The organism is Cupriavidus sp. F041, assembly GCF_057814235.1.
Map to the genome: position 1 here is coordinate 1,449,240 of NZ_JBVASY010000002.1, position 22,944 is coordinate 1,472,183.

The following is a 22,944-nucleotide window of genomic DNA, read 5'->3' on the forward strand; positions in this document are numbered from 1 at the left end:
TGCCGCGGCAGCCTTGGAACGGCGCCGGCCATTAAGATGCTGGCATCACCCCGCCCGTCGATCTGCCGCTGTGTTCGCCGAGGGGTGAGAAGCAGCGCGCACTGTTTGCAGTGCTGCAAGCCGTTTCGGCCCGCCTGAGATGCAATGCATGCGCGACGTGCGACGTTCGACAGGCGCCGGGTGGTGCGAAACCAGACAAGGACAGGGGGAGACGCCGATATGAACCGAAAGGGTTTGCTAGATGCAGCCGCGGTACTGGAAGACCTGGCCGCCGGCCTGCAGCCGGACCGGAACCGCCTGGTGGCGGGCGCGCAGGCGCTCGAGACCATGCACGCCGATCACCCGTCGTGGCGCGACATGACCGACGCTTCGTTCGGGCTGCAGGCACTGGCCGCGGGCGGCGCGCTGGACCTGGACCAGAAGGGGCGCGCGCGTGCCGCGCGGCTGGCGGAGGTCATCAGAAGCCTGGTTGATTCGTTGTAGTCCGCTGGCCCGCTGTTGCCGCTGCCGCTGCCGCTGCCAGGACGGGCAGCGGCGCCGCCGCCGGCTAGGCCAGCGAAAGGACCACCAGCACGGCGCCGGTCATGGCAACCAGGTCCTCGATCACCGCTGCCGGCCGGTCCCTGCCAAACGCTGCCGCAAGGTGCGCGCGAATGGCCGCGCCGCCGAGCGTGCCGATCATGGCGCCAATGGCGCCAAGGATGGCACCGCCCGCCAGCATGCCGCCGCCCGCCCCGATCGCGGCGCCGGCGAGGGCGCCCGTAAAAATGCGCGCGCCGAACTGCTGCGGCACCTTGCGGCTCGGCGTGGCGGGCAGCTTGTCGGTGACAAGCTCGGCCAGCGCCAGCGCGCTGAGGATCCAGGGCGTGAACCGGTAACCCATGAAGGCCAGCCAGTTGCCAGACAGATCCAGCAAGCCGAGGCCGGCCGCCCAACTGACGGCCGCGGGCGCCGTCATGGCGCGCAGGCCGGCCACGATGCCGATGAACAGCGACAGCAGGTAGAGCGTCATGGAGTCTGTCCTCGATCACGGTTGACGAATGGCGCAAGCCACGCCCGGTGCGCTGGCACGAACCGGGGACAACGCAAATCCGGACTGCAATCATTCGTCACCCGGCCCGCGTCTCATGCACAAGGACCGGGGAGACGGGATCGCCTCGACCGGGCCGCGCGACGAGCTTATGCCGGCGCTTTGCGCCGGCCTGTGCGCTAGCCCACATGCGGCGGAAGTGCGTCCCGTGGAAGAAGGGACGCCCCCGTCCTTACAACATCGTCTCGACCTGCGCGAGCAGCTTGCCCAGGGCGCGCTCCATCACGGCGCGTTCCTGGGCGGTGAGGGCGGACATCAGCGTTTCGTGCCGGCCGGAAGCCACCCGCATGATCTTCTCGTACAGCGGCTTGCCGGTGGCGGACAAGGAGATCAGCACCGCGCGGCCGTCGGTCGGAGACGGTTCGCGCTTTACCAGTCCCTGCCTGATAAGGTGATCGGCCGCGCGGCTGGCCTGGCTCTTGTCCAGGTTGGCGAAGCGCGCGAGATCGATCACCAGGAAGGGGCCGAATTCGCCGATGGCGGCGAGAGTCCGCGCCTCGCTCAGCGACAGGCCCAGTTCGTCCGTGTATGCGCGCGCGATACCGCGGTCGAACTGCTTGACGATGCGGTGCAGGCGATAGGTGGCGAAGTCGGCGAGCGACGGCTTGGGGCTGGTCATGGTTAGCAGGGCCGGGTAGGGCAAGGCGGGCAGTATGCCTGCATCGTCGTCATTCGGGGAGAGCGCCGCTGTGCCCGCTGAAGCTATCCGAGACTTCCCGCAGCAGTTGCGAGGCATCCGCGAAGCCGGTATGGCGGCTGAGCGCCAGCAGTGCGACCCGGGCCAGGTAGAGGGAAGCATCGCGCTCGCCGAGTGCTGTCATCCGGTAGCACATCGCCGTGTAGATTTCATCGAGTTCGGTCGGGGTCATGGTGGTTTGCATACGGTCCTCGGTCTTTCCGCTTTCAATCGTCTTGAATTGTCTTGAGTCGTCTTGAGTCGTCTTCAATCTTCTTCAGTCGATTCGCATGGCCAGGGCGATGGCATCGCGCACATCGCTGGCACGGGCATGCTTCCAGCGTCCACTGACATAGCCATCGGGGCGGATCAGGTACAGCGTGCCGTCGGTGGCGTCCAGCGCGCGCCGCACGGCATCGTCCGGATCGGCCAGCCTGCCGGCCGCCGGTGCCCCGCCGGCAATCAGGTGGCAGTCCAGTTCCAGGCCATCCGCGCATAGCTGGCGCAACCCTAGCACGACGGCGTGCGGATCCTGGCCAGCGCCGGCAAAGCAGAAGGCGGTGAAGCCCGTGCCGAGGCAGCGGAGCAGCGAAGCCGGCGAGCCCTGCGCGTCGAGCACCGGCATGTCCGGCAGTGCGGCGCCCGGCGCGGGCCCGGTGGCGAAGGCCGGGTCGTCCGCCGCGGCGATGGGCGAGTCGGCAAAGGTGGCGGGGCTCGTCTGGCGCGGGTTGATCAGCGAGCGCAGTTCCGCATGCCTGGCGGACAGCCCCAGTACCGCTTCGCGCATCAGGGTGAAAGCGGGCGAGGGCGGGGCCATGAACTCCGTGCTCTTGGCGCCAAAACGCATGTTCTCGCGCGCAGCGGCCACGCGCTCGCTGGAATAGGACGGCAGCAGGCCGTGCGAGGCCTTGCCGCGCACGGCTAGCGCAAGCTTCCAGGCCAGGTTGAAGGCGTCGTCGAAGCCGCTGTTCAGGCCGCGCACGCCGAAGATGGGCACCAGGTGCGCGGCATCGCCGGCAAAGAGCGTGCGGCCGTGCATGTAGTCGTCCAGCGTCAGGCACTTCGCGTTGTAGATTGAGATCCACAACGGCTCCCACGGCGCGGTGACGCCCATCATCGCCAGGTGGCTGGCCACGCGCGGCAGCACGTTTTCCGGCTTGACCGCCTGTTCCGCATCCTCGTGTTCGCCGACCTGGTAATCGATGCGCCAGACCTTGTCCGGCTGCTGGTGCAGCAGGATGGTGGAGCCGGGGTTGGACGGCGGATCGAACCACGCCAGCCGCTCGACCTCGCGCGGCGCGTCGATGGCGATATCCACGATCACGTAGCGCCCCTCGTACTGCATGCCGCGCAGCGACAGCCCCAGCGCATCGCGCACGGCGCTGCGGCCACCATCGGCGGCCACCAGCCAGTCCGCGCGCACGGTGTAGGTGGCGTCGCCCGCTGCCACCGACAGCGTCGCGCCGCCGGCGTCCTGCGCGACGCCGGTGACGCGGTTCTGCCAGCGCACTTCGATCAGTCCGGGGTAGCGCGCGATGGCGTCCAGCAGGTATTGCTCGATGTAGTACTGCTGGATATTCACCATCGGCGGGAAAGCCTGCCCGGCTTCGTGCGGCATGGTGAAGTGCAGCACTTCCTCGTTGCGGTAGTAGCTGCGGCCGCCTGCCCACGCGAGCCCTTTGCCGAGGACCGGCGCGGCAACGCCGAGCGCATCGAGGATTTCGAGCGAGCGCCGGGAAATGCAGATGGCCCGGCTGCCTTCGCAGGTGCCGTCGTCGGCCTCCAGCACCACGCTGGGGATGCCGTGGCGGGCCAGGGCCAGCGCAACCGCCAGCCCGACCGGGCCGCCGCCGGCAATGACGACCTGCCGCGGCGCATCCGTGCCGTCGGGGTTCAGCACCGGCATGGATGCGGCGTGGACTTCGCGCTGGTACATGTCATGTCTCCTGGTTGTGTGCGCAACCAGTTCAAGATATACCAAAATGGTTGCGGGAACAACCAGATTGCCAAAGCCTACGCGGAAGGCGCCACTCAGAATTCAACCATCGCAAAGTCCTCCTTGCCCACGTCGCATAGCGGGCAGCGCCAGCCGGCGGGGATGTCCTCCCAGCGGGTGCCGGGCGCGATGCCCTCTTCAGGCAGGCCGGCGGCCTCGTCATAGACCCAGCCGCAGATGATGCATACCCATTGCTTGAATTCGCCGGCGACGGCCGTGGCCGTGGCTGCCTCAATGGGCCTTGCGGTGTCATCTGGCCCGGTTTTCTCCGCCTGCGCCGGCTCGTCCAGGCTGAAGACAAGTGGCGCGGACGTGCCTTGCCCGCCGGCGGCCACGCGGGCCTGCAGCAGCGCAAGGAGCTGTTGCGCTTCTTCCGCCGTCAGGTCGATCCAATAGGGATCGCCCGCGCCGTCATTCAGGCGGTCAGGGGAAAACTGGATCTCTACTGCGGTGCCTTTTTTGTACATGCCAATGAAATCGGGGTTGCGCCGGGGGGCGTAGTGTCGCTCGGGATGCTGGTCAGCCGGGAAACAGCACGCCGGCGAGCCATTGCCGGAAATCGGCAACGACATCCGCATTCAGTTCGTGGCCGATCGGGTAGCGCCGGGTCTGGTGCGCAATGCCCAGCGCATCCAGCCACTGGTCAGCGCGTTCCGCCCAGCCAACCGGCAGCTTGTTGTCGAACTCACCATGGGCGATGAAGGCCGATAGCCCGGCAAGCGCCTCGCGCGGTGCGAGATGCGGCTCGATTTCCGGCAGGATGCGGCCGCTGAGCACGGCAAAGCCGGCGACGTCGGCCGGCGCGCTCAGGCCGACACTGGCGCTGAGGATGCCGCCCTGGCTGAAGCCGGCGATCACCGTGCGAGCGGGCATGGCGCCATCCTGCGCGCGCAGCGCGCGCACCAGCGCAATCAGTTGCTGGCGGCTGCGCTCCGCCTGTGGGGCGTTGATGGCGGGCGCGCCGCCCTGGAAGCTGACCTCGAAGAAACCATACTGGCCCGGCGCAAAGGTCAGCGGGCCTTGCACCAGTACCACCTGGACACGCGGATCGATACGCGTGGCCACCGCCGCGAGGCTGGTCTCGTTACTGCCCACGCCATGCAGCAGGAGCAGCCGCGCTGCCGGCGTCGTGTCCGGCAGCGCGTTGCGCAGGCGATAGCGCAGGCCGGTTGCGGGGTCCTGGGTCAGTGGGCTGATGTCGGTGCTGGAGCTGTTCATGTCATCTCGGATCTGGTAACGCTTTCAGTGTCGGTGCGTGGTGCCGGTCAGGCCGCCACGGGTTGGCCGTGCCGGTACTGGCCGATCACATAGGACTCCATCGACAGCATGCCGTACGTAATGCCGCCGTCGATCACCTGAAGCGGTTCGCCCGCCGCGGCCGCGCCGATGGCCACCAGCAGCGGCAGGAAATGCTCGTCGGTCGGATGGGCTCGCTCGGCGTGCGGCGCCAGCCGCCGGTAGTCGATCAGCGGCCGGACGTCGCCATCGCGCATGGCATTGCGCGTGGCCTCGCGCACCCATTGCGTGAATTGCGCCACATAGGGCGCATCGCCGCCGCCGTGGCCGCGGAACTCGTAGAGGTTGTGCGTCATGCTGCCGGAGCCGACGATCAGCACGCCCTGGTCGCGCAGCGGCGCCAGGGCGCGGCCAAAGGCCAGCGCGCCCGCCGGGTCCAGCGGCTGCGGCAGCGAGACCTGGAACACCGGCACCTGCGCCTCGGGATACAGGTGCCGCAGCGGCACCCACGCGCCATGATCGAGCCCGCGCTGCGGGTCCGGACTGGCAGGGTAGCCGGCCTGCGCAAGCAGTTCCGCCGCGCGCGCGGCCAGCGCGGGGTGTCCGGCCACGGGATAGCGCAACGCGTACAAGTCGCGCGGAAAGCCGCCGAAATCGTGAATGGTCTCGGGCAGCGGGCTTGCGGTCACGCGCACGCCACCCCGCGTCATCCAGTGCGGCGAGACCACCAGCACCGCCTCGGCGGCCGGCAGCGCGCGGCCCAGCGCGGCAAGTTGCGGGCCGGCAAGGCCTGGCTCGATGGCGAAGGTGGGCGCGCCATGGGAGACGAACAGTACGGGAAGAGGAAGAGCGGCTGACATGGTGGAAGCCCCATCTCGAAAACTGCCAGTATATTGATTCGACTGGCGATGATAAATAGCCTTCATCGTGATATATAGTCCCGGTAATCGAGACAATCAGGCGCAAGCCGACACGTAGCGCATGGACCGGGCCCTGGAAATGAGTGTGTTTGCCGCCGTAGTCGAGGCCGGCAGCTTTATCGGCGCGGTGGAAGGCCTGCGCATGTCCAAGGCCGCGGTCTCGCGCCATGTGGACGCGCTGGAGCAGCGCCTGGGCGTGCGCCTGCTACAGCGCACCACCCGCCGGCTGTCCCTGACCGAGGAGGGGCGGATCTTCTATCAGCGCGCCAAGGAGGTGCTGGCCGCACTCGACGATGCCGAGTCCGAGATCACCTCGCGCACGCAGGAGCCCAGCGGCCTGATCCGCATCAATGTGCCGCTGACGTTCGGCATCATGCATCTCGCGCCGCTCTGGAGCGCATTCATGCAGGTGTATTCCCAGGTCGACCTGGACATCACCCTCAACGACCGCGTGGTGGATCTCGTCGATGAAGGCTACGACCTCGCGGTACGTATCGGCGACATGCCAAGCTCCGCGCTGATCAGCCGCAAGCTGGCCAGCACGCGCATGATGCTGTGCGCATCGCCCGCCTATCTGGCGCGGCACGGCGCGCCAGCGCATCCGCAGGAACTGGCGGAGCATCGCGTGCTCGCCTACACCAACTGGTCCGGCCGCGACGAATGGCATTTCGATGGCCCGGACGGCAAGGTAAGCGTGGGCACGCGCGCCCGTGTGTACACCAACAACGGCGACACCTGCCGCGCCATTGCGCTGGCGCATGGCGGCATCATGCTGCAACCGAGTTTCATGCTGCAGGAAGACCTGCGCAGCGGGGTGCTGGTCGAGTTGATGCCCAAATACCGGGCGATCGAACTCGGCGTGTACGCGGTCTACCCGACGCGCAAACAGCTCCCGCTCAAGGTGCGCCGGCTGGTGGATTACCTGGTGGAGGCGTTTCGGGATGTGTCGTGGGGAGAGGGGGAGTAGGGCGAGGCGGCCTGGCGTGTGTAGGGATCCAGCCTGTCACGCGCCGCGCTAGCGGCCCGATTCGCTGAAACGGCGGGACGCCGCGTCCGCGCGAAACACCAGCGGCGCCTCGTGCGCTGTTGCCTGCAACTGGCCGTGGGCGGCAAGGCGTCCATGCAGGACGACTTCGCGCACGGTGGCGTGATCCGGCGATTTGTCGCAAACGGGATCGGTGCGGTTGGCATCGCCCGTCAGCAGGTAGGCCTGACAGCGGCAGCCGCCGAGGTCGTTCTCTTTCTCTTCGCAGGACCGGCACGGCTCCGGCATCCACGCGGTGCCGCGATAGCGTTGGAAAGCATCGCTGTGGTACCAGATGTCGTGCAGCGATTGCGTGCTCACGTTCGGCAGGATGAGGCCGGGCAGCATGCGCGCGGCATGGCAGGGCAGCGCGGCGCCGTCGGGCGATATCCCGAGAAACACAGAGCCCCAGCCGTTCATGCATTTCTTGGGCCGCGTCTCGAAATAATCCGGCACCACGAACAGGATGCGGCAACGCTTGCCGATCCTGGCGCGGTAGTTCTCCACTACCGCTTCGGCCTCGCGCAATTGCGCTTCAGTCGGCATCAGCGCCAGCCGGTTCTCCCAGGCCCAGCCGTAGTACTGGGTATTGGCCAGTTCCAGATATTCGGCGCCCATATCCAGCGCCATGTCGATGATGGGGCCGACGTGGGCCAGGTTATGCCGGTGCAGTACGCAGTTGAGCACCATCGGGTAGCCATGCGCCTTGATCCGCTTTGCCACCCGCTGTTTCAGGTCGAAGGTGCGGGTGCCCGACAGGAAGTCGTTAGTCTCGCGCGTGGCGTCCTGGAACGATAGCTGGACATGATCGAGCCCGGCCGCGCGCAGCGCGCCCAGGCGCGCGTCGGTGAGGCCCACGCCGGAGGTGATCAGGTTGGTGTAGAAGCCCAGTTGCCGGGCATGGCCGACCAGTTCTTCCAGGTCGTCGCGCACCAGCGGCTCGCCGCCCGAGAAGCCAAGCTGCGCGGCGCCGAGCGCGCGTGCTTCCTCCAGGACCCGCCGCCATTGCGCGGTGTCGAGTTCCGGGCCATAGCGTACGTAGTCGACCGGGTTGGAGCAGTAGGCGCAGTGCAGCGGACAGCGGTAGGTCAGCTCCGCCAGCAGCCACAGCGGCGGACCCGGTTCAGACGAGCCAGCCGCGTTCGCAGGCATGTTCGACAAAGGTGTGCACCTCGGGGGCAATGCCCTGCACGCCGAAGGACGTCTGCAGTTCGTCGATCAGCATGTCGAGCGTATGGGCGCCGTCGCAGCGCTGCAGGATGGCGGCGGCGCTGTCGTTCAGCTTGACCATGCCTTCAGGATAGAGCAGCACCCATGCCTTCTGGGCCTCTTCCCATTGCAGGCGGTAGAGCGTGTCGAGCCGTGGCATGGCGGGAGCGGTCTCGGGGGTGACGGGGGAGTTCATAAGATTTGCTCCGAGAAACCTCGCCATTCATGGCGGGGAGTGAAAGGAGCGCCGCCGGCAGGCGGCATTCCCACGTTAGAATGTGCGGCATGGTTCTTGTCTACCGCTACCGGGTGAAGTCGCTCAACGGCCTGCTCAACAAGCAGAGCCGAGCGGTGAACTACGTCTGGAACTTCTGCAATGACACGCAGAAGCACGCGCTCAAATGGGATAAGAAGTGGCCGAGCGGGTTCGATCTGAACGTGCTGACCACCGGCAGCAGCAAGGCGCTCGGCATCCATTCCGGCACGGTCAACGCGACGTGCGAGCAGTACGCGAAATCGCGCAGCCAGCATCACCGTCCTTACCTGCGATACCGCGGCAGGAAGTGCCTCGGATGGGTGCCTCTGAAGGGCCGCGATCTGAAACGAGAGGGCGAGGCGTTTCGCTTTGCCGGAAGTACCTTTCGCGTGTTCAACAGCCGCCTGTTGCCCGAAGGCAAGATCAAGGACGGCACAAGCTTTGCGCAGGATTCGCGCGGGAACTGGTTTCTCAACATCGTGATGGAGGTGGCTGATGTGCCGGCACGCCCGATTCAAGCTGGCGTCGGCATCGACCTTGGTTTGAAGGACTTCGCCACGCTCTCGACCGGCGAGAAGCTTTCCAATGACCGGTTTGGCCGGCATGCCGCCGAAAGACTGGCCAAGGCGCAGCGTGCGCGAAAGCACAAGCGGCATATCGCCAAGCTGCATGCCAAGGTGGCGAATGCCCGCGCCGACTTCCAGCACAAGCTCGCGCTCGATCTCGTCCGGCGCTTCGATTACATTGCAGTCGGCAACGTGTCGGCTTCGAAACTCGCCAAAACCAGGATGGCGAAGAGTGTCTACGACACATCCTGGTCGTCCTTCCGGGACAAGCTCCGCTACAAAGCGATTGCGCACGGGGCCACGTTTGAGGAAGTGAACGAAAGTGGTTCTACCCAGTCCTGTTCGGCGTGCGGTTCGAAAGACAGCACGACGCGGCCGAAAGGTATCGCAGGACTGCGAATAAGAGAGTGGACCTGTAGTCGCCGTGGTGTCGTGCATGACCGTGATACTAATGCTGCGCTGAACATTCTCCGATGCGGACGTGCATCGCCAGGTGTGGGAATCCCCTGCCTTTTAGGCAGGGAGGACGTCAAACGGGATAGGCCTTTTCGATGGCATCCAGCATCGACCACAGGATGTCGAGCTTGAACTGCAGGATTTCCGTGGCGCGCTGCTGTTCGGCCGGCGTGCGGAAATAGTCCAGCGTGACCCGCAGGCCGTGATCGACATCGCGCTGCGCCAGCGGAATGCGCGAACGGAAATAACTTAGCCCCTCGGCCTCGATCCAGGGGTAATGGTGCGGCCAGCCGGCCAGCCGTTCCTTGTGGATGGCGGGCGCGAACATCTCGGTGAGCGAGGAGCACACGGCCTCCTGCCAGGGTGCGCGCCGGGCGAAGTTGACGTATGCATCCACCGCGAAGCGCACGCCGGGCAGCACCAGGCGTTGAGACCAGAGTGCCTCGCGCGTCAGCCCCACAGCCTCGCCGAGTCGGCTCCAGGCTTCGATGCCGCCGGGCTCGGTGGCGGTGCCGTCGTGGTCGAGGATGCGTATCACCCACTCTCGCCGCGTTTCGCGGTCGGGGCAGTTGGAAAGGATGGCGGCATCCTTGAGCGGGATATTGACCTGGTAGTAGAAGCGGTTGGCCACCCAGCCCTGGATCTGCTCGCGCGAGCATTGCCCGCTGGCCATGCGCCGGTTGAAGGGGTGATGGATGTGGTAGCGCGATTCGAGCCCGTGCAGCCGTGCTTCGAAGGCCGCGCGTTCCTCGGGGGAAACCGGTTGGGGGCGTGTTGCGGGCGTCACAGGGCGATCTCCATGCCGTCGTAGGCCACCTCGATCCCGTGCGCTGCCAGTTCGCGGCGCTCCGGGGAGTCGTCCACCAGGATCGGGTTGGTGTTGTTGATATGAATCAGGATCTTGCGCGCCGCCGGCGCTTCGTCCAGTGCCGCGATCATGCCGTGCGGGCCGGACTGCGCCAGGTGGCCCATGTCGCTGGCGAGCCTGGACGACAGGCCGAGCCGGCGCATTTCATCGTCGGTCCAGAAGGTGCCGTCGGCCAGGATCACGTCGGCCTGGGCCAGTTCCGCGCGCACATGCGGCTCGATGCCGCCCAGCCCGGGGGCGTAGAACACGCGCTTGCCACCGGCGCTGACGATGCGCAGGCCGATATTGTCGCCACGCTGCGGCGCGGCGCGGTTGGGGGAGTAGGGCGGTGGCTTGCTGTCCAGCGGGATCGCATGCAAGGTCAGCCCCGCTAGCGGCGGCACGGTGAAGGCACTCGCGTCCAGCGGCAGCGGATGGGATTCCAGGGTGCAGTAGTGGGACAGGATGCGGGACAGCGGGAAACCTTCGGACAGGTCCCGCAGCACCGGGGGCGTGGCGTAGACGGGCAGGGCGCTGCGGTGCTCGCGCAGCATCAGCAGTCCGGTGACGTGGTCGATCTGCGCGTCCATCAGCAGTACGGCGGCGATGCCGGTGTCGCGCGCCGCGCGGGCCGGCTGCAGGGCCGGGGTGGCGCGGATCTGGGCCAGGACGTCTGGCGAGGCATTGACGAGGAGCCAGTGGAGGCCATCTTCGGTCAGCGCGATGGAGGATTGCGTGCGGGCCGTGGCGGCGATGGTGCCGCGGCGCAGGCCGTCGCAGTTGTAACAGTTGCAGTTCCATTGTGGAAAGCCGCCGCCGGCGGCGGAACCTAGTACCCGAAGTGTCGTCATGGCCTGGTGCCTGTCCAGCCGGAGTCAAGGAAAAAGCCCGCCGGACAGCGGGCTTTCGCGGATTCCGCCGTCCGCCGGTCAGCGGTTGGCGATATACATGGTGATCTCGAATCCGTACCGCATATCGATGTATGCGGGAGTGGTCCAGGTCATTGGCGGCTCCTTTCAGATCGGGGGTAGGCAAGTACAGCATAGTTCATGCCGAGGTCACGGCGAAGCGGCGCGCGCGTTGGCGCAGGCCATCCGGGAGACGCGCGGGTTGAACCGGCGATTAGGTCACTCTGCATGGCTCGGATAACGCTTAGTCAACGGTTCATTTCTGCCTGCGTGATGATTCGATCGCGAATACAACCAGCATGCCACCCAGGATTGAGACGTTCTTCAGGATGTGGTTGAGCTGGTTTGCAACGTCCGAGGGATCGGCGCGCCAGAACCAATGGAAGATCAGGGTCGTGGGGACCAGGAACAGCGCAAGAACCAGTGCGCCCCATCGCGCGTTCCAGCCCGTGACAAGGGTAAGGCCGCCACCAACTTCAATCACGATGGTTAGTACCAGCAGCAGGCCCGGCAGCGGCAGTTCGGCGCTGGCAATCCAGGCAGAGTAGCCCGCGAAGCTGCCGATCTTCAATAACCCCGAAATCAGAAAGAGAGAGCCAAGAAGGGCGCGGCCGACAGAGTACAGTCGCGAAACGGTCGTGGGCGTGAGGGAAATTGTGGACGTGGTCATGATGATTCTCGGAAATCGACAGAGGAAGAAACATGAAATTCATCGAACGACTTCACTCGGCCAGCCTCGGCGGCAGGCGCTGATCGACATCAGCGGTACAGGCCCGTGGCGGGGTCCAGCGGCGAGTACTCCCGCGGGGCAAGGCGCAAGCGGTCGAGCGCCTCGTCCGGCTGAAACCTGGTGCTGCCATTGCGCGCCGCCGGGCAGGCCAGCATGAGCTCAATGGCGCGGGCCGATGGCTCGGCGCTGAGCACGCATTGCGCGTCCAGGCGAAAAGCGGTCTGGTGCCATCGGAAGTTCGCTGGCCGGCAGGAATCGGCCCGGGCGGCGGAGGCGGGTGTCGTCTGTGCCGACGTTGCCGCACTCGTTGCTGCACTTGCCGGTGCTGCTGCGCCACCCGGCAGCGGCGGCGGCGTGAGATCCCACAGCCAGTACCGTTCGATCAACGCCTGCGCGGCCGACGGCGGGCGCGCGGCGCACGAAAGGGTTCGCATTGGCTCGCTGGCGGCACGGCGCACGCAGACCCCGGCGGGCTGGTAACCATGCCAGTCACGCAGCGCGCTGGTCACGATGGCCTCAGGATGCGCCGGATCGCAGCGGTCACCGGACGCGGCACCGAGGCGGCGATAGGCGATGTCCGCACGCGCGTACTGGCCCCCGACCGAGGGCAGGTTGGTATCGAGGTTGTAGTTGGCGAGCGGTCCCTTGCCCACGTGGCGCAACGCCACCGTGACCTCGCCGATCGAGGTCTCGTAGATCGTTTCCAGACCGGCGCGGTTGGCCAGCGGGATGCCCTCGGCGGCCAGTTGGTAGGAGGAGGGGTCTTTCTGCGCGCCCGTGGGCTTGACGGTCTGCGCCATCTTCTTGCACGCGTCGAGCATCGTGCGCTGGTCGGCGGTCCGCGCGGGACCTTCGCCGTACGTCGCGTGGGCGGTCTGGCAGACGCTGTCGCTGACGTGGTACAGGAAGGTGAGGATGGTGGCGTAGTCTGGCACCATCATCGCGCCCGCCTTGCCATAGGTCATCTCCGCGGCCAAGGTCAGCACGTACCTCACTCGCTCGACGAGGCGGCCCTCGCTGCCGCCAACAATAAAGCTGGTGGCCACGCGGATGGTGCCGTAGCGAAGGTCGTAAACGGAAAAAGCCCCGAGTTCGAGCCGCTTGTGCATGGGAATGTCCATTTCGTAGGCGACGCGCGTCAATGCCTTGTCTTGGTTCCTGGCCGATAGCGTAGCCACGGCGACGTTGGTGCCATCGTGATGTCCCACACGATCCGCCCAGTAGTGGGATCGCACCCCCGCGAGGAAGGCAATCATCGCCGGATTGTCACCGTATTTTTCACAAGTCGTCTTGACGAGGTTGTCGATGAAGTTGCCGGTGCCGACGTAGTGCATCAGGTCGCTGAACTGTTCGGTGCCCTGGGTGATGTAGCCGATATCGCTGATGACAGCGCCCAGGCCCGCGGCGAGCGCGATTTCCTGCCGGGTCAGATCCAGCGCGCCAGGCGTGAAAGCATGCTGTTTGGATTGGCCGTCGCACAGGCCGGCGCTGAGCGACGGCCATGCCGCTTCCATGACTCGCCAGTGCCCTGTCCAGCCGTAGCCCCAGACCGGCCGGCACATCGGAAAGCACAGCCAGACAATGGTCACGAGGCGACAAGCGTTGAGACGTGACGGGTGCATGACGGGCTCCTTGCGACACGCCGGCCGTGATCGGCCGCGATGCGGGCAGCATGGAAGGGCAATACCCGGCACTTATTTATAGGCGGCGGCAGACCTGGGCGCAATGCGCAAAAAAATTCCCACATGCAGAAGCGCCCGGATTATCAGGCGGTGGTGAGCGTCGCGGCCCGATTGGCTCATTGCCGCACTGGCACAGACGCTACACGCGCTACAGTCAGGCAACGACCAGCGGCCCGGCCTGCTCGGCAACGGGCCAGCCCCGTTCCTCCGCGATGGCGCGCAGGCGCGGGTCCGGCGCCACCACGACCGGATGGCTGACATGCTCCAGCAGCGGCAGGTCATTGAGCGAATCCGAGTAGAACAGCGTGCGCTCGAATTCCTCCCAGCGCCGCCCGATCGCGGCCAGCCAGTCGGCCACCCGCCCCACCTTGCCGGCGCCGAAGCTCGGCACGCCGATCATCTCGCCGCTGAACCGGGCCAGCGGGCCGTCGCCGATGGTGGCCGCCTGCGAGGCCACCAGGTGCTCCACGCCGAAGCTGTCGGCAAAGCCGCGCGCGACGAAGTCGTTGGTGGCGGTCACGATGCAGCACAGGTCGCCCGCGGCGCGATGCTGGTCCACCAGTTCGCGTGCCGGCGCCGGGATGCGGTCGGCAATGCTGGCGATAAAGGCGCCGCGCCACGCTTCGAGATCGCCGCGGTCGTAGCGGGCCAGGAAGGACATGCAGAAGCGCTGGAAGGCGTGGATATCCAGCTTGCCGTCAAGGTAGTCCTGGGCGAAGCGCTGGTTCTGCGGGGCGAATTCGGCTTCGTCCAGCACGCCGCGCTGCATCAGGTAACGCAGCCAGGTGGAGCCGCTGTCGAAGGGAATCAGGGTGTGGTCAAGGTCAAACAGTACGAGTTGCATGTGCGGTACGGGTAACGATGAAGTCTGGAATGGCAAAATCACGCACATGATACGGTGTCGGCGCGGGCGCGCCCGGAAGCCGCACGCAAGTGCGCGGCACGAAATCGTGTGAATCCGGGACTGTCAACTGACTCATCCTGACATGGCGGCCGCCCGCCAACGACCAGTAAAATAGCCGCCCCAGGTTCGGCAGGTTCTCAAAGGCAGCAGGTGGCGCAACGACAACAGGGTTTTCTTCTGACTCGACACTGGCGCGATACGCCCGCCGGCACGGAGGTCGAGTTCTGGCTGGCAACCGATAGCGGCCCGCGGCATATCCGCCTGGCCCCACAGCCCTCGGTGGCGTTCATCCCCGCCGAACACCGCCAGATGGCCGAACTCGTCCTGCATGGCGAGCGCCAGGCCGAACTGCGCGAACTGCCGCTGCGCGATTTCCACCGCCGCCCGGTACTCGGGCTGTATTGCCAGCAGCATCGCCAGCTGATCAAGCTGGAGAGGCAACTGAAGGAGGCCGGCGTCAGCGTCTACGAGGCCGACATCCGCCCACCGGAACGCTACCTGATGGAGCGGTTCATCACCGCGCCGGTATGGTTTGCCGGCGAATCAGGCGAACCGGGCGAATCCGGAGGGAATGGTCCGTTGCTCAACAGCCAGATGAAGCCGGCGCCGGAATATCGGCCACGGCTGAAGCTGGTGTCGCTGGATATCGAAACCACCGCCCACGGCGATCTGTATTCCATCGCGCTCGAAGGCTGCGGCCAGCGCCAGGTGTATATGCTCGGCCCGCCGAACGGCGACGACAGCGGGCTCGACTTCGGCCTGGAGTACTGCGCCACCCACGCGCTGATGCTGGAAAAGCTGAACCAATGGCTGGCGGTGCATGACCCCGATGCCATCATCGGCTGGAACGTGGTGCAGTTCGATTTGCGCGTCCTGCAAAAGCACGCGGACCGCTATCAGGTTCCGCTGGCGTTCGGCCGCGGCGGCAGCCTGCTCGAATGGCGCGAGCACGGGTTCAAGGAGAACCATTTCTTTGCCTCCGCCGCCGGCCGCCTGATTATCGACGGCATCGAGGCACTGCGGTCCGCCACCTGGAATTTCCCGTCCTTCAGCCTGGAGAACGTCGCCCAGACCTTGCTGGGCGAGGGGAAATCCATCGACAATCCGTATCAGCGGATGGCGGAAATCGACCGCCGCTTCGCCGAGGACAAGCCGGCACTGGCCCGCTACAACCTGAAGGACTGCGAGCTGGTGACGCGGATCTTCGCCAGGACCGAGTTGCTGACCTTCCTGCTGGAACGCGCCGCGGTCACGGGACTGCCCGCGGACCGCAGCGGCGGCTCCGTCGCGGCCTTTACGCACCTGTACATGCCGCTGATGCACCGCCAGGGCTATGTGGCGCCGAACCTGGGCGAGGTGCCGGAGGGCGCCAGCCCCGGCGGCTTCGTCATGGATTCGCAACCCGGCTTGTACGACTCGGTGCTGGTGCTGGACTACAAGAGCCTGTACCCATCGATCATCCGCACCTTCCTGATCGATCCGCTCGGACTGGTGGAAGGGCTGGACGACCCATCGGATGCGAATTCGGTGCCGGGCTTCCGCGGCGCGCGCTTCTCGCGCACAAAGCACTGCCTGCCCGCCATCGTCAGCCAGATCTGGCAAGGCCGGGAGGCCGCGAAACGCGAGCAGAACAAGCCGCTGTCGCAGGCGCTGAAGATCATCATGAATGCGTTCTACGGCGTGCTGGGATCGAGCGTCTGCCGCTTTTTCGATCCCCGCCTGGCGTCCTCCATCACAATGCGCGGGCACGAGATCATGCACCGGACGCGCGAACTGATCGAGGCCCAGGGCTACCAGGTCATCTACGGCGACACCGATTCCACCTTTGTCTGGCTGAAACAGCCGCACTCGGAGGAGCAGGCCGCAAAGATCGGCCGCATGCTCGTCCAGCATGTGAACCAGTGGTGGCAGCAGCATCTGCAACAGCAGTTTGGCCTGGAAAGCGCGCTGGAACTGGAGTTCGAGACCCATTACCGCCGCTTCCTGATGCCGACCGTGCGCGGCGCCGAGCAGGGCAGCAAGAAGCGCTACGCGGGGCTGGTCGCCAAGGCGGACGGTAGCGAGGAAATGGTCTACAAGGGCCTGGAGACGGTCCGCACCGACTGGACGCCGCTGGCGCAACAATTCCAGCAAGAGCTGTATCAGCGCATTTTCAAGAAGCAGCCGTACCGGGAGTACGTGCAGGACTACGTTGCCCGCACCTTGAACGGCGAGTTCGAAGCCTTGCTGGTGTACCGCAAGCGGCTGCGCCGGACCCTGGAGGACTACCAGCGCAACGTGCCGCCGCACGTCCGCGCGGCGCGCGTCGCCGATGCATTCAATCGCAAGGAAGGGCGGCCATTGCAGTACCAGAACGGCGGCTGGATCAGCTATGTGATGACCGTCGCGGGCCCGGAGCCGCTTGAGACGCGGCGCTCCGCGATTGATTATGAGCATTACCTGAGCCGGCAGCTGCAGCCGGTGGCCGATGCCATCTTGCCTTTCCTGGGCGACGCGTTCGAGACCCTGGTGACGCGGCAAAGGGCGTTGTTCTGACGGTCAGCAACTGCCCAGGCGCCTGGCCTCGATGCGCGGCAGCACCCGCGCCAGGGTGATCCCGCGCACTGCCATGAACAACAACAGCGCCGCCCACAATCCGTCATTCCCGAACGGCCCCGCCAGCGTAACCGCGGCCAGCATGAACGCCCCAAACGAGAGCGCCATCGAATGCATCAGGTCGCGGGTGCAGGTCGCGCCAATAAAGACGCCGTCCAGCAGGAAACCCCAGACCGAAACCAGCGGCAACGCGACCGCCCACGGCAGGAAGCGCACGGCGGCGTCGTGCACCGCCGGCTGGTCGGTCAGGCACGCGATGATCCATTCGCCGGCGCAGGCATAGACGAGCGAAAAACCCATCGCGCCGACCACCGCCCAGATCATCGTGACCCGGACCGCGCGCCGGAATGCGTGGCGGTCCCGCGTGCCGATGGCCGCCCCGACCAGTGCCTCTGCCGCATGCGCGAAGCCATCCAGCGCGTACGCCATGAAGGTCTGGAAGTTGAGCAGCAGCGCATTGGCCGCGAGGATGACGTCGCCCTGCCTGGCGCCGGCATGCGCGAACCAGCCAAAGCTCGCGATCAGGCAAAGGGTCCGGATAAAGATGTCGCGATTGAGGTAGACCAGTTGCCGCAGTTCGTGCGCGTCGGCGATGGCCGCCCAGCGCAGCGCCGGCAGGCCGCGGGGACGCAGCCGCCACAGCAATGCGGCGCCCAGCACGAAGCCGCACGCATCGGCGGTTGCGGTGGCGGCGCCGATGCCCGCGATGCCCCAGTCGAACACATAGACGAAGAGCAGCACCGCGGCGATGTTCACCGCATTGATGAACAACTGGACCAGCAAGGCGAGCCGCACGTGCTGGCAGCCAAGCAGGTAGCCCAGCACGGCATAGTTGCACAATGCGAAAGGCGCGGCCCAGATCCGCGCGTGGCTGTAGGCGCGCGCGTGGTGCTGGAGCGTATCGCTGCCGCCGATCAGCCCCAGCGCGGTCGTGATCAGCGGCATCCGCACCGCCAGCACGCCGGCGCCGATGAGCGCCGCCAGCAGCAGCGCGCGTACCACGGTCGCGCGCAGCGCCGCCCCGTCCCGGGCGCCGAACGCCTGCGCGACGAGGCCCGTGGTGCCCATGCGCAGGAAGCCAAAACTCCAGAACACAAAGCTGAAGAACAACCCGCCCGCGGCGACCCCGCCCAGGTAGGCCGGGTCCGGCAGGTGGCCGGCAACGGCCGTGTCGACCGCGCCGAGGATGGGTTGCGTCAGGTTGGCGAGGATGATGGGGAATGCCAGCGACAGGACGCGGCGGTGCCAGCCGGAAACGGGGAGGGGGAGGGGCGCGGCCACGCCTGACGGGCTGTTGGCGGGGCCGGAAGAGGGGCTGTCGGCGTCTGGCACGGTGCGGGGGGAGGCTGGATTCCTGGGAGCGACCGCTATTATGGTCGATCCACCGTGCCGGTATAACGTTGGATAACGATGCAGGTTGAGTCCGCGTTGCCGGGCGTTTAGATTGACCCACGGTGGACTGTGCGAGTCGCAGGCAGCAAAACGCGGGTTTGCTCCCCTCTCCCATGAAATGGGAGAGGGGACGGGGGAGAGGGCGGGCGCTCGCTCACCGTGATACGCCTCGCTCTTGCGCAGGCCCGCCCTCTCCCCCAACCCCTCCCTCCATGCGGGAGAGGGGAGCTACGGCAGTGCTGGAATTAGCCCGGCGATGAATCGACCCGCACGAAAATCGGATGAACCCCTTTTTTTGGGAGCGTGTTTTCGAGAGCCGGACCCGCCAGCCTCCCGGGCACGCCGGACAGGCCCGGAACGGTGCCACGTCGCCGCCTGGCCGCCTGGGCAGGTATCGGACAGGTGCTGCCTGCGCGGATCTTGCGCCGTCGTTCCTTCTCCTCCCCGGAAAGTTGTACCAGTGGAACCGCTTGCACTATAATGCGAACAATTCTCATTTAAGTTCATCGAAGTTTGGCCGCGCCAGACCCGTCATCATCAGGAATGCAGCATGGCTGCCGCCGAATCCGCTCTCCAGCAGCATGTCCATACCCTCTATAGCGAGCACAACCGCTGGCTCCAGGGATGGCTGCGCCGCAAGCTGGGCAACGCCTGCGATGCGGCCGACCTGGCGCAGGATGTATTTCTCCGCCTGCTCCACCGGCAGCCCGCCGATATCCGGGAGCCGCGCACCTACCTGAGCACGATCGCGCGCGGGCTGGTCATCGAGCACTGGCGGCGCCGGGAGCTGGAGCTGGCCTGGCTGGAGACGCTGGCGCGGTTGCCGCCGGCCCACGCGCCGTCGCCCGAGAGCCGGATGCTCTTCCTGGAAACCCTGATCTCCATCGACCGCGTCCTCGATGCGCTCAAGCCGCAGGTGCGCACGGCATTCCTGTGGGCCCAGCTGGAAGGGCTGACGTGCCGGCAGATCGCGGAGCGCCTCGGGGTGTCGCTGGCGACCGCCGAACGCCATGTCGCGGCGGCGCTGCGGCATTGCTACGCCTTACGCTTCGGTGACTGATCCCGCCGGCCCGGCGGGGAAATCGCCCGCGCCCGAACCCCCGATTCCCGCTCGCATCGTCGACCAGGCCATCACCTGGACGATCCAGCTCGACTTCGGCGAGCCCACCGCCAGCACGCGCGAGGCGTTTGCGCAATGGCTCGCCGCGGACCCGCTGCACGCGCTAGCCTGGCAGCGGGTGCAGGCGCTGCGGGACGATTTCTCCGGCATGCCGCCGGCGCTTGCCCTGGATACGCTGCAAAACGCCGGCGCGCGGCGCGGCGCCAGCGGGCTGAGGCGCCGGCAGGCGCTGAAGGTGCTGGCGCTGGCCGGTATCTCGGTGGTGGCCGTGCAGGGCGTGCGCGAGCTGGTGCCATGGCAGCGCCTGCTTGCCGATACGAGCACCGCTACCGGCGAACAGCGCACCGTGCGACTGGACGATGGCAGCACCATCGTGCTCAACACCGATACCGCCATCAGCACCGGACTGGGCGGCGAGCGCCGCCTGGTCACGCTGCGGCGCGGCGAGATCCTGGTCACAACGGGACATGACGATCGCTTTGCCGCCGCCAGCGGGGCGGCGCGGCCGTTCTGGGTGCAAACGCCGTTCGGCAGCCTGCGCGCGCTGGGCACGCGCTTCGTGGTCCGGATCGGGGACGGGCGCGCCCGGGTCAGCGTGCAGGAGGGCGCCGTCGCCTTGTATCCGTCAACGGGGGGAACCGGCGACGTGGCCCAGGCGGGTACGAGCTGGTGGCTGGCCAGCGGCGGCAGCGCGCCTGCACCGGCGCAGACCTTCGAGGCGGACGGCTGGGCCAGTGGCGTCATCGCCGGCAAGGACATGCGCCTGGCTGACGTGCTGGCCGAGCTTGCGCGTTATCGCACGGGCCGCATCGTCTGCGATCCGCGCGTGGCGGACCTGCGCATCTCCGGGGCCTATCACCTGCGCGACACCGATCAGACGCTGCGTTTCCTGGCGCAGTCGCAGCCGGTTGCCGTCGTCTACCGCACGCGCTTCTGGGTCACGGTGGAGCCTGCCGGAGGCAGCTAAGCGCCATGCCAGCCATGCCAGAAAAAAAATTCAGGAAAATTTGAGGGGATTTCGATTCTCGACCGGCCTACTGCGTAGGAACTTCAAACACCACGCTGCCGGAGAAAAGAATCTGATGTCTGCAACACGCCATGCCACTGCCACCGTCATTGCCACAGCGCGCCCACCCCGGCTCAAGCCGTTCGCGGTCGCGCTGCACCACGCCTTCGTCTGTCTTGCCTTGGGCGCGAGCATGGCGCCGCTCGCAGTGAGGGCGCAATCGCAGCCAGCGGCCCAGGACACCACGGCCACGCTGCCGGCGGTGACCGTCACCGCCGCCACCGAAGCGCCGGGTGAGCTGCCGCCGGCCTATGCGGGCGGCCAGGTGGCGCGCGGCGGCCGCCTCGGGCTGCTGGGCAACAAGGGCGTGATGGACACGCCGTTCGCCGTCACCAACTACACCGCCCAGCGGATCGAGGACCAGCAGGCCGTCACGCTGGCCGAGGTACTGAACAGCGATCCTTCCGTCCGCTTTACCGGCCAGGTCGGCGGCGTGACCGACTCCTTCTTTATCCGCGGCTTCCCGATCAACGAGGGCAACCTGTCCGAGATCGCGTTCGACGGCGTCTACGGCGTTTCGCCGAACTACCACCTGTTCACCGAGTACCTGGAGCGGGTCGAGGTGCTGAAGGGGCCAGCCGCCTTGCTGTACGGCATGTCGCCCAACAGCGGCGTGGGCGGCGTGGTCAACGTCGTGCCCAAGCGGGCGCTGGCGCAGGACTTGACGCGCTTTACCCTCGACCATGCCTCCGATGCGCAGGTGGGCGGCGCGGTCGACCTGAGCCGCCGCTTCGGCAGCGAGCGGGAGTGGGGCATCCGTTTCAACGGCCTGCACCGCCAGGGACCGACCGCGCTCGACAACCAGAAGTCGCGCGCCGAAGTGGCGGCGCTGTCCCTGGACTACCACGGCGAGCGCCTGTGTGCGTCGCTCGACGTGATCGAGCAATACCAGTGGGTCGATGCGCCGACGCGTCCCTTCCTGGTCGCGGCCGGCTTGCAGGTGCCATCCGCGCCGGACGGCCGGCGCAATGTCAGCCAGCCCTGGGGCTGGTGGAAGTCCAATGATGTCTCGACGCTGCTGCACGCGGAATACGATGTCACCGACAACGTGACCGTATTCGCCGATGCCGGCGGCACCCGCTCCGATGTGGCGCGCCTGTCCGACCAGACGCCGACCATCCTGAATCCGGCTGGCGCCACCTCGTCGGCCGTGCAGAACTGGAAGTTCCAGGTCAACCGCTCGAGCTTCGATACCGGCGTCAGGAGCAAGTTCGAAACCGGCCCCGTCAGGCATGCACTGGCGTTGCAGGCGAACCTGTATATGGACCGTATCGCCAATGCCAATGTCTCCGGCACGCCCGTCACGTCGAACATCTACGCGCCCATCGACCGGCCGGCGCAGGACATCGCCCCGCCGCAACGGGTGCCCAAGGTCTCCGACTCCACGCTGTCGGGCCTGTCGCTGGCCGACACCTTGAGCGTGCTCGACGACCGCGTGCAGTTGACCCTTGGCTTGCGCTACCAGGAGGTCAGGTCGAACAACTACGCCGCCACCGGCGCAAAGACATCCGCATACGACGAGAGCGCCGTTACGCCGCTGGCCGGCATCGTCTTCAAGCCCTGGCAAAACGTGTCGCTGTATGCGAACTACGTCGAGGGGCTGAGCAAGGGCGACATCGCACCGGCCACGGCGTCGAACGCGGGGCAGGTCTTCGCGCCGTACAAGAGCAGGCAGCAGGAGGTGGGCGTCAAGTACGACTCAGGCAATGTGATGGCGACGCTGGCGGCTTTCCGCATGACCAAGCCGAGCGGCCAGCTGTTCGGCACGGTCTACGCCATCGACAGTGAGCAACGCAACCAGGGCCTGGAGCTGACGCTGTCGGGCCAGGCCTGGAAGGGCGTGCGCCTGCTCGGCGGCGTGACCCTGCTCGACGGGGAACTGACCAGGACCAACAGCGCGGCCACGCGCGGCAACCGCCCGGTGGGCGTGCCCACCGTGATGGCTAACCTGGGCGCGGAATGGGACCTGCCGTGGGTGCCCGGCCTGACCCTGACGGGGGCGGTCAACTACACCGGCAGCGAATACGTCAACCAGGCGAACACGCAGCAGGTGCCGTCGTGGACCACGGTCGACCTGGGCGCGCGCTACAAGACATCGCTGTACGGCAAATCCACCACCTTCCGCGCGGGTTTGTTCAATGCCTTCAACCGCAAGTACTGGTCGGGGGTGGCATCGTACGGCACGATTTCGCTGGGCGCGCCGCGTACCTTCATGGCGTCCATGAGCGTGGACTTCTAAGCCGTTGCGCGTCCGATACCGCGCGCTTGCCG

23 protein-coding genes are annotated in these 22,944 nt (G+C 66.6%); 7 read left to right on the forward strand and 16 right to left on the reverse strand.

The genetic code is table 11. The features are described from left to right. The first annotated feature begins 219 nt into the window (after positions 1 to 219). The gene (locus tag ACZY0R_RS23905) at positions 220 to 483 is read left to right on the forward strand and encodes a hypothetical protein (RefSeq protein ID WP_035872706.1); all 264 of its coding nucleotides are present in this window, start codon (positions 220 to 222) and stop codon (positions 481 to 483) included. 64 nt (positions 484 to 547) lie between these two features. On the opposite strand, the gene ACZY0R_RS23910 is transcribed toward ACZY0R_RS23905, so the two are convergent. The 7 genes from ACZY0R_RS23910 to ACZY0R_RS23940 form a co-directional block, all read right to left on the reverse strand. After that, on the reverse strand, positions 548 to 1,012 hold the full coding sequence (locus ACZY0R_RS23910) for a DUF4126 domain-containing protein (protein ID WP_488861752.1): 465 nt from the start codon (positions 1,010 to 1,012) through the stop codon (positions 548 to 550). Positions 1,013 to 1,262: 250 nt separating this feature from the next. Further along, entirely contained in the window at positions 1,263 to 1,709 is a 447-nt protein-coding gene (locus ACZY0R_RS23915; RefSeq protein WP_488861754.1) for a MarR family winged helix-turn-helix transcriptional regulator, read from the reverse strand. A 49-nt stretch (positions 1,710 to 1,758) separates the two neighbouring features. Then, positions 1,759 to 1,959 (reverse strand): hypothetical protein, encoded by a 201-nt coding sequence (locus ACZY0R_RS23920; RefSeq protein ID WP_488861756.1) that lies wholly within the window; start codon positions 1,957 to 1,959, stop codon positions 1,759 to 1,761. Positions 1,960 to 2,043: 84 nt separating this feature from the next. Beyond that, entirely contained in the window at positions 2,044 to 3,702 is a 1,659-nt protein-coding gene (locus ACZY0R_RS23925; protein ID WP_488861758.1) for an FAD-dependent oxidoreductase, read from the reverse strand. 95 nt (positions 3,703 to 3,797) lie between these two features. Beyond that, positions 3,798 to 4,229: a rubredoxin gene (locus ACZY0R_RS23930; RefSeq protein WP_488861760.1), complete on the reverse strand. Its 432-nt coding sequence runs from the start codon at positions 4,227 to 4,229 to the stop codon at positions 3,798 to 3,800. Positions 4,230 to 4,281: 52 nt separating this feature from the next. After that, positions 4,282 to 4,980 carry an alpha/beta hydrolase gene (locus tag ACZY0R_RS23935; protein WP_488861762.1) on the reverse strand — a complete coding sequence of 233 codons (699 nt, stop codon included), beginning with the start codon at positions 4,978 to 4,980 and terminating at the stop codon, positions 4,282 to 4,284. A 47-nt stretch (positions 4,981 to 5,027) separates the two neighbouring features. Further along, a complete protein-coding gene (locus ACZY0R_RS23940; protein ID WP_488861764.1) occupies positions 5,028 to 5,858 on the reverse strand; it encodes a dioxygenase family protein in 831 nt (276 codons plus the stop codon). Between the two features lie 121 nt (positions 5,859 to 5,979). On the opposite strand from ACZY0R_RS23940, the gene ACZY0R_RS23945 reads away from it, so the two are divergent. After that, positions 5,980 to 6,885 (forward strand): LysR family transcriptional regulator, encoded by a 906-nt coding sequence (locus ACZY0R_RS23945; RefSeq protein ID WP_488861766.1) that lies wholly within the window; start codon positions 5,980 to 5,982, stop codon positions 6,883 to 6,885. Between the two features lie 48 nt (positions 6,886 to 6,933). Here the strand turns inward: ACZY0R_RS23945 and pqqE are convergent, their stop codons facing one another. Continuing rightward, positions 6,934 to 8,094, reverse strand: coding sequence for a pyrroloquinoline quinone biosynthesis protein PqqE (gene pqqE, locus ACZY0R_RS23950; RefSeq protein WP_488866130.1), 1,161 nt, complete (start codon positions 8,092 to 8,094; stop codon positions 6,934 to 6,936). Then, positions 8,066 to 8,347 carry a pyrroloquinoline quinone biosynthesis peptide chaperone PqqD gene (gene pqqD, locus ACZY0R_RS23955; RefSeq protein WP_488861768.1) on the reverse strand — a complete coding sequence of 94 codons (282 nt, stop codon included), beginning with the start codon at positions 8,345 to 8,347 and terminating at the stop codon, positions 8,066 to 8,068. Before pqqD ends, pqqE begins: the two co-directional genes overlap by 29 nt. Positions 8,348 to 8,436: 89 nt before the next feature. Between pqqD and ACZY0R_RS23960 the strand changes: the two genes are divergently transcribed. Continuing rightward, positions 8,437 to 9,561 (forward strand): RNA-guided endonuclease InsQ/TnpB family protein, encoded by a 1,125-nt coding sequence (locus tag ACZY0R_RS23960; RefSeq protein ID WP_488861770.1) that lies wholly within the window; start codon positions 8,437 to 8,439, stop codon positions 9,559 to 9,561. Here the strand turns inward: ACZY0R_RS23960 and pqqC are convergent. From pqqC to ACZY0R_RS23990, 6 genes are all read right to left on the reverse strand, one after another. Next, positions 9,503 to 10,216 (reverse strand): pyrroloquinoline-quinone synthase PqqC, encoded by a 714-nt coding sequence (gene pqqC, locus ACZY0R_RS23965; protein ID WP_488861772.1) that lies wholly within the window; start codon positions 10,214 to 10,216, stop codon positions 9,503 to 9,505. The genes ACZY0R_RS23960 and pqqC overlap by 59 nt on opposite strands. After that, positions 10,213 to 11,127: a pyrroloquinoline quinone biosynthesis protein PqqB gene (gene pqqB / locus ACZY0R_RS23970; RefSeq protein WP_488861774.1), complete on the reverse strand. Its 915-nt coding sequence runs from the start codon at positions 11,125 to 11,127 to the stop codon at positions 10,213 to 10,215. The genes pqqC and pqqB overlap by 4 nt, the downstream gene beginning before the upstream one ends. Before the next feature lie 78 nt (positions 11,128 to 11,205). Beyond that, complete coding sequence (gene pqqA / locus ACZY0R_RS23975) at positions 11,206 to 11,280, reverse strand: pyrroloquinoline quinone precursor peptide PqqA (RefSeq protein ID WP_081862393.1); 75 nt, start codon at positions 11,278 to 11,280, stop codon at positions 11,206 to 11,208. A 160-nt stretch (positions 11,281 to 11,440) separates the two neighbouring features. Then, positions 11,441 to 11,854 (reverse strand): DoxX family protein, encoded by a 414-nt coding sequence (locus ACZY0R_RS23980; RefSeq protein WP_488861776.1) that lies wholly within the window; start codon positions 11,852 to 11,854, stop codon positions 11,441 to 11,443. Between the two features lie 89 nt (positions 11,855 to 11,943). Beyond that, entirely contained in the window at positions 11,944 to 13,536 is a 1,593-nt protein-coding gene (locus tag ACZY0R_RS23985) for a zinc dependent phospholipase C family protein (protein ID WP_488861778.1), read from the reverse strand. A gap of 214 nt (positions 13,537 to 13,750) precedes the next feature. Beyond that, positions 13,751 to 14,440, reverse strand: a complete 690-nt coding sequence (locus ACZY0R_RS23990; protein WP_488861780.1) for an HAD family hydrolase — start codon at positions 14,438 to 14,440, stop codon at positions 13,751 to 13,753. Between the two features lie 210 nt (positions 14,441 to 14,650). On the opposite strand from ACZY0R_RS23990, the gene ACZY0R_RS23995 reads away from it, so the two are divergent. Next, positions 14,651 to 17,035, forward strand: coding sequence for a DNA polymerase II (locus ACZY0R_RS23995; protein WP_488861782.1), 2,385 nt, complete (start codon positions 14,651 to 14,653; stop codon positions 17,033 to 17,035). 3 nt (positions 17,036 to 17,038) lie between these two features. On the opposite strand, the gene ACZY0R_RS24000 is transcribed toward ACZY0R_RS23995, so the two are convergent. Continuing rightward, positions 17,039 to 18,376, reverse strand: coding sequence for an MATE family efflux transporter (locus ACZY0R_RS24000; RefSeq protein WP_488861784.1), 1,338 nt, complete (start codon positions 18,374 to 18,376; stop codon positions 17,039 to 17,041). 661 nt (positions 18,377 to 19,037) lie between these two features. Between ACZY0R_RS24000 and ACZY0R_RS24005 the strand changes: the two genes are divergently transcribed. The 3 genes from ACZY0R_RS24005 (at position 19,038) to ACZY0R_RS24015 (ending at position 22,912) form a co-directional block, all read left to right on the forward strand. Further along, positions 19,038 to 19,547: a sigma-70 family RNA polymerase sigma factor gene (locus tag ACZY0R_RS24005; protein WP_488861786.1), complete on the forward strand. Its 510-nt coding sequence runs from the start codon at positions 19,038 to 19,040 to the stop codon at positions 19,545 to 19,547. Further along, complete coding sequence (locus tag ACZY0R_RS24010) at positions 19,540 to 20,574, forward strand: FecR domain-containing protein (protein ID WP_488861788.1); 1,035 nt, start codon at positions 19,540 to 19,542, stop codon at positions 20,572 to 20,574. Before ACZY0R_RS24005 ends, ACZY0R_RS24010 begins: the two co-directional genes overlap by 8 nt. Positions 20,575 to 20,689: 115 nt before the next feature. Beyond that, positions 20,690 to 22,912, forward strand: a complete 2,223-nt coding sequence (locus ACZY0R_RS24015; RefSeq protein WP_488861790.1) for a TonB-dependent receptor — start codon at positions 20,690 to 20,692, stop codon at positions 22,910 to 22,912. Positions 22,913 to 22,944 lie beyond the last annotated feature (32 nt).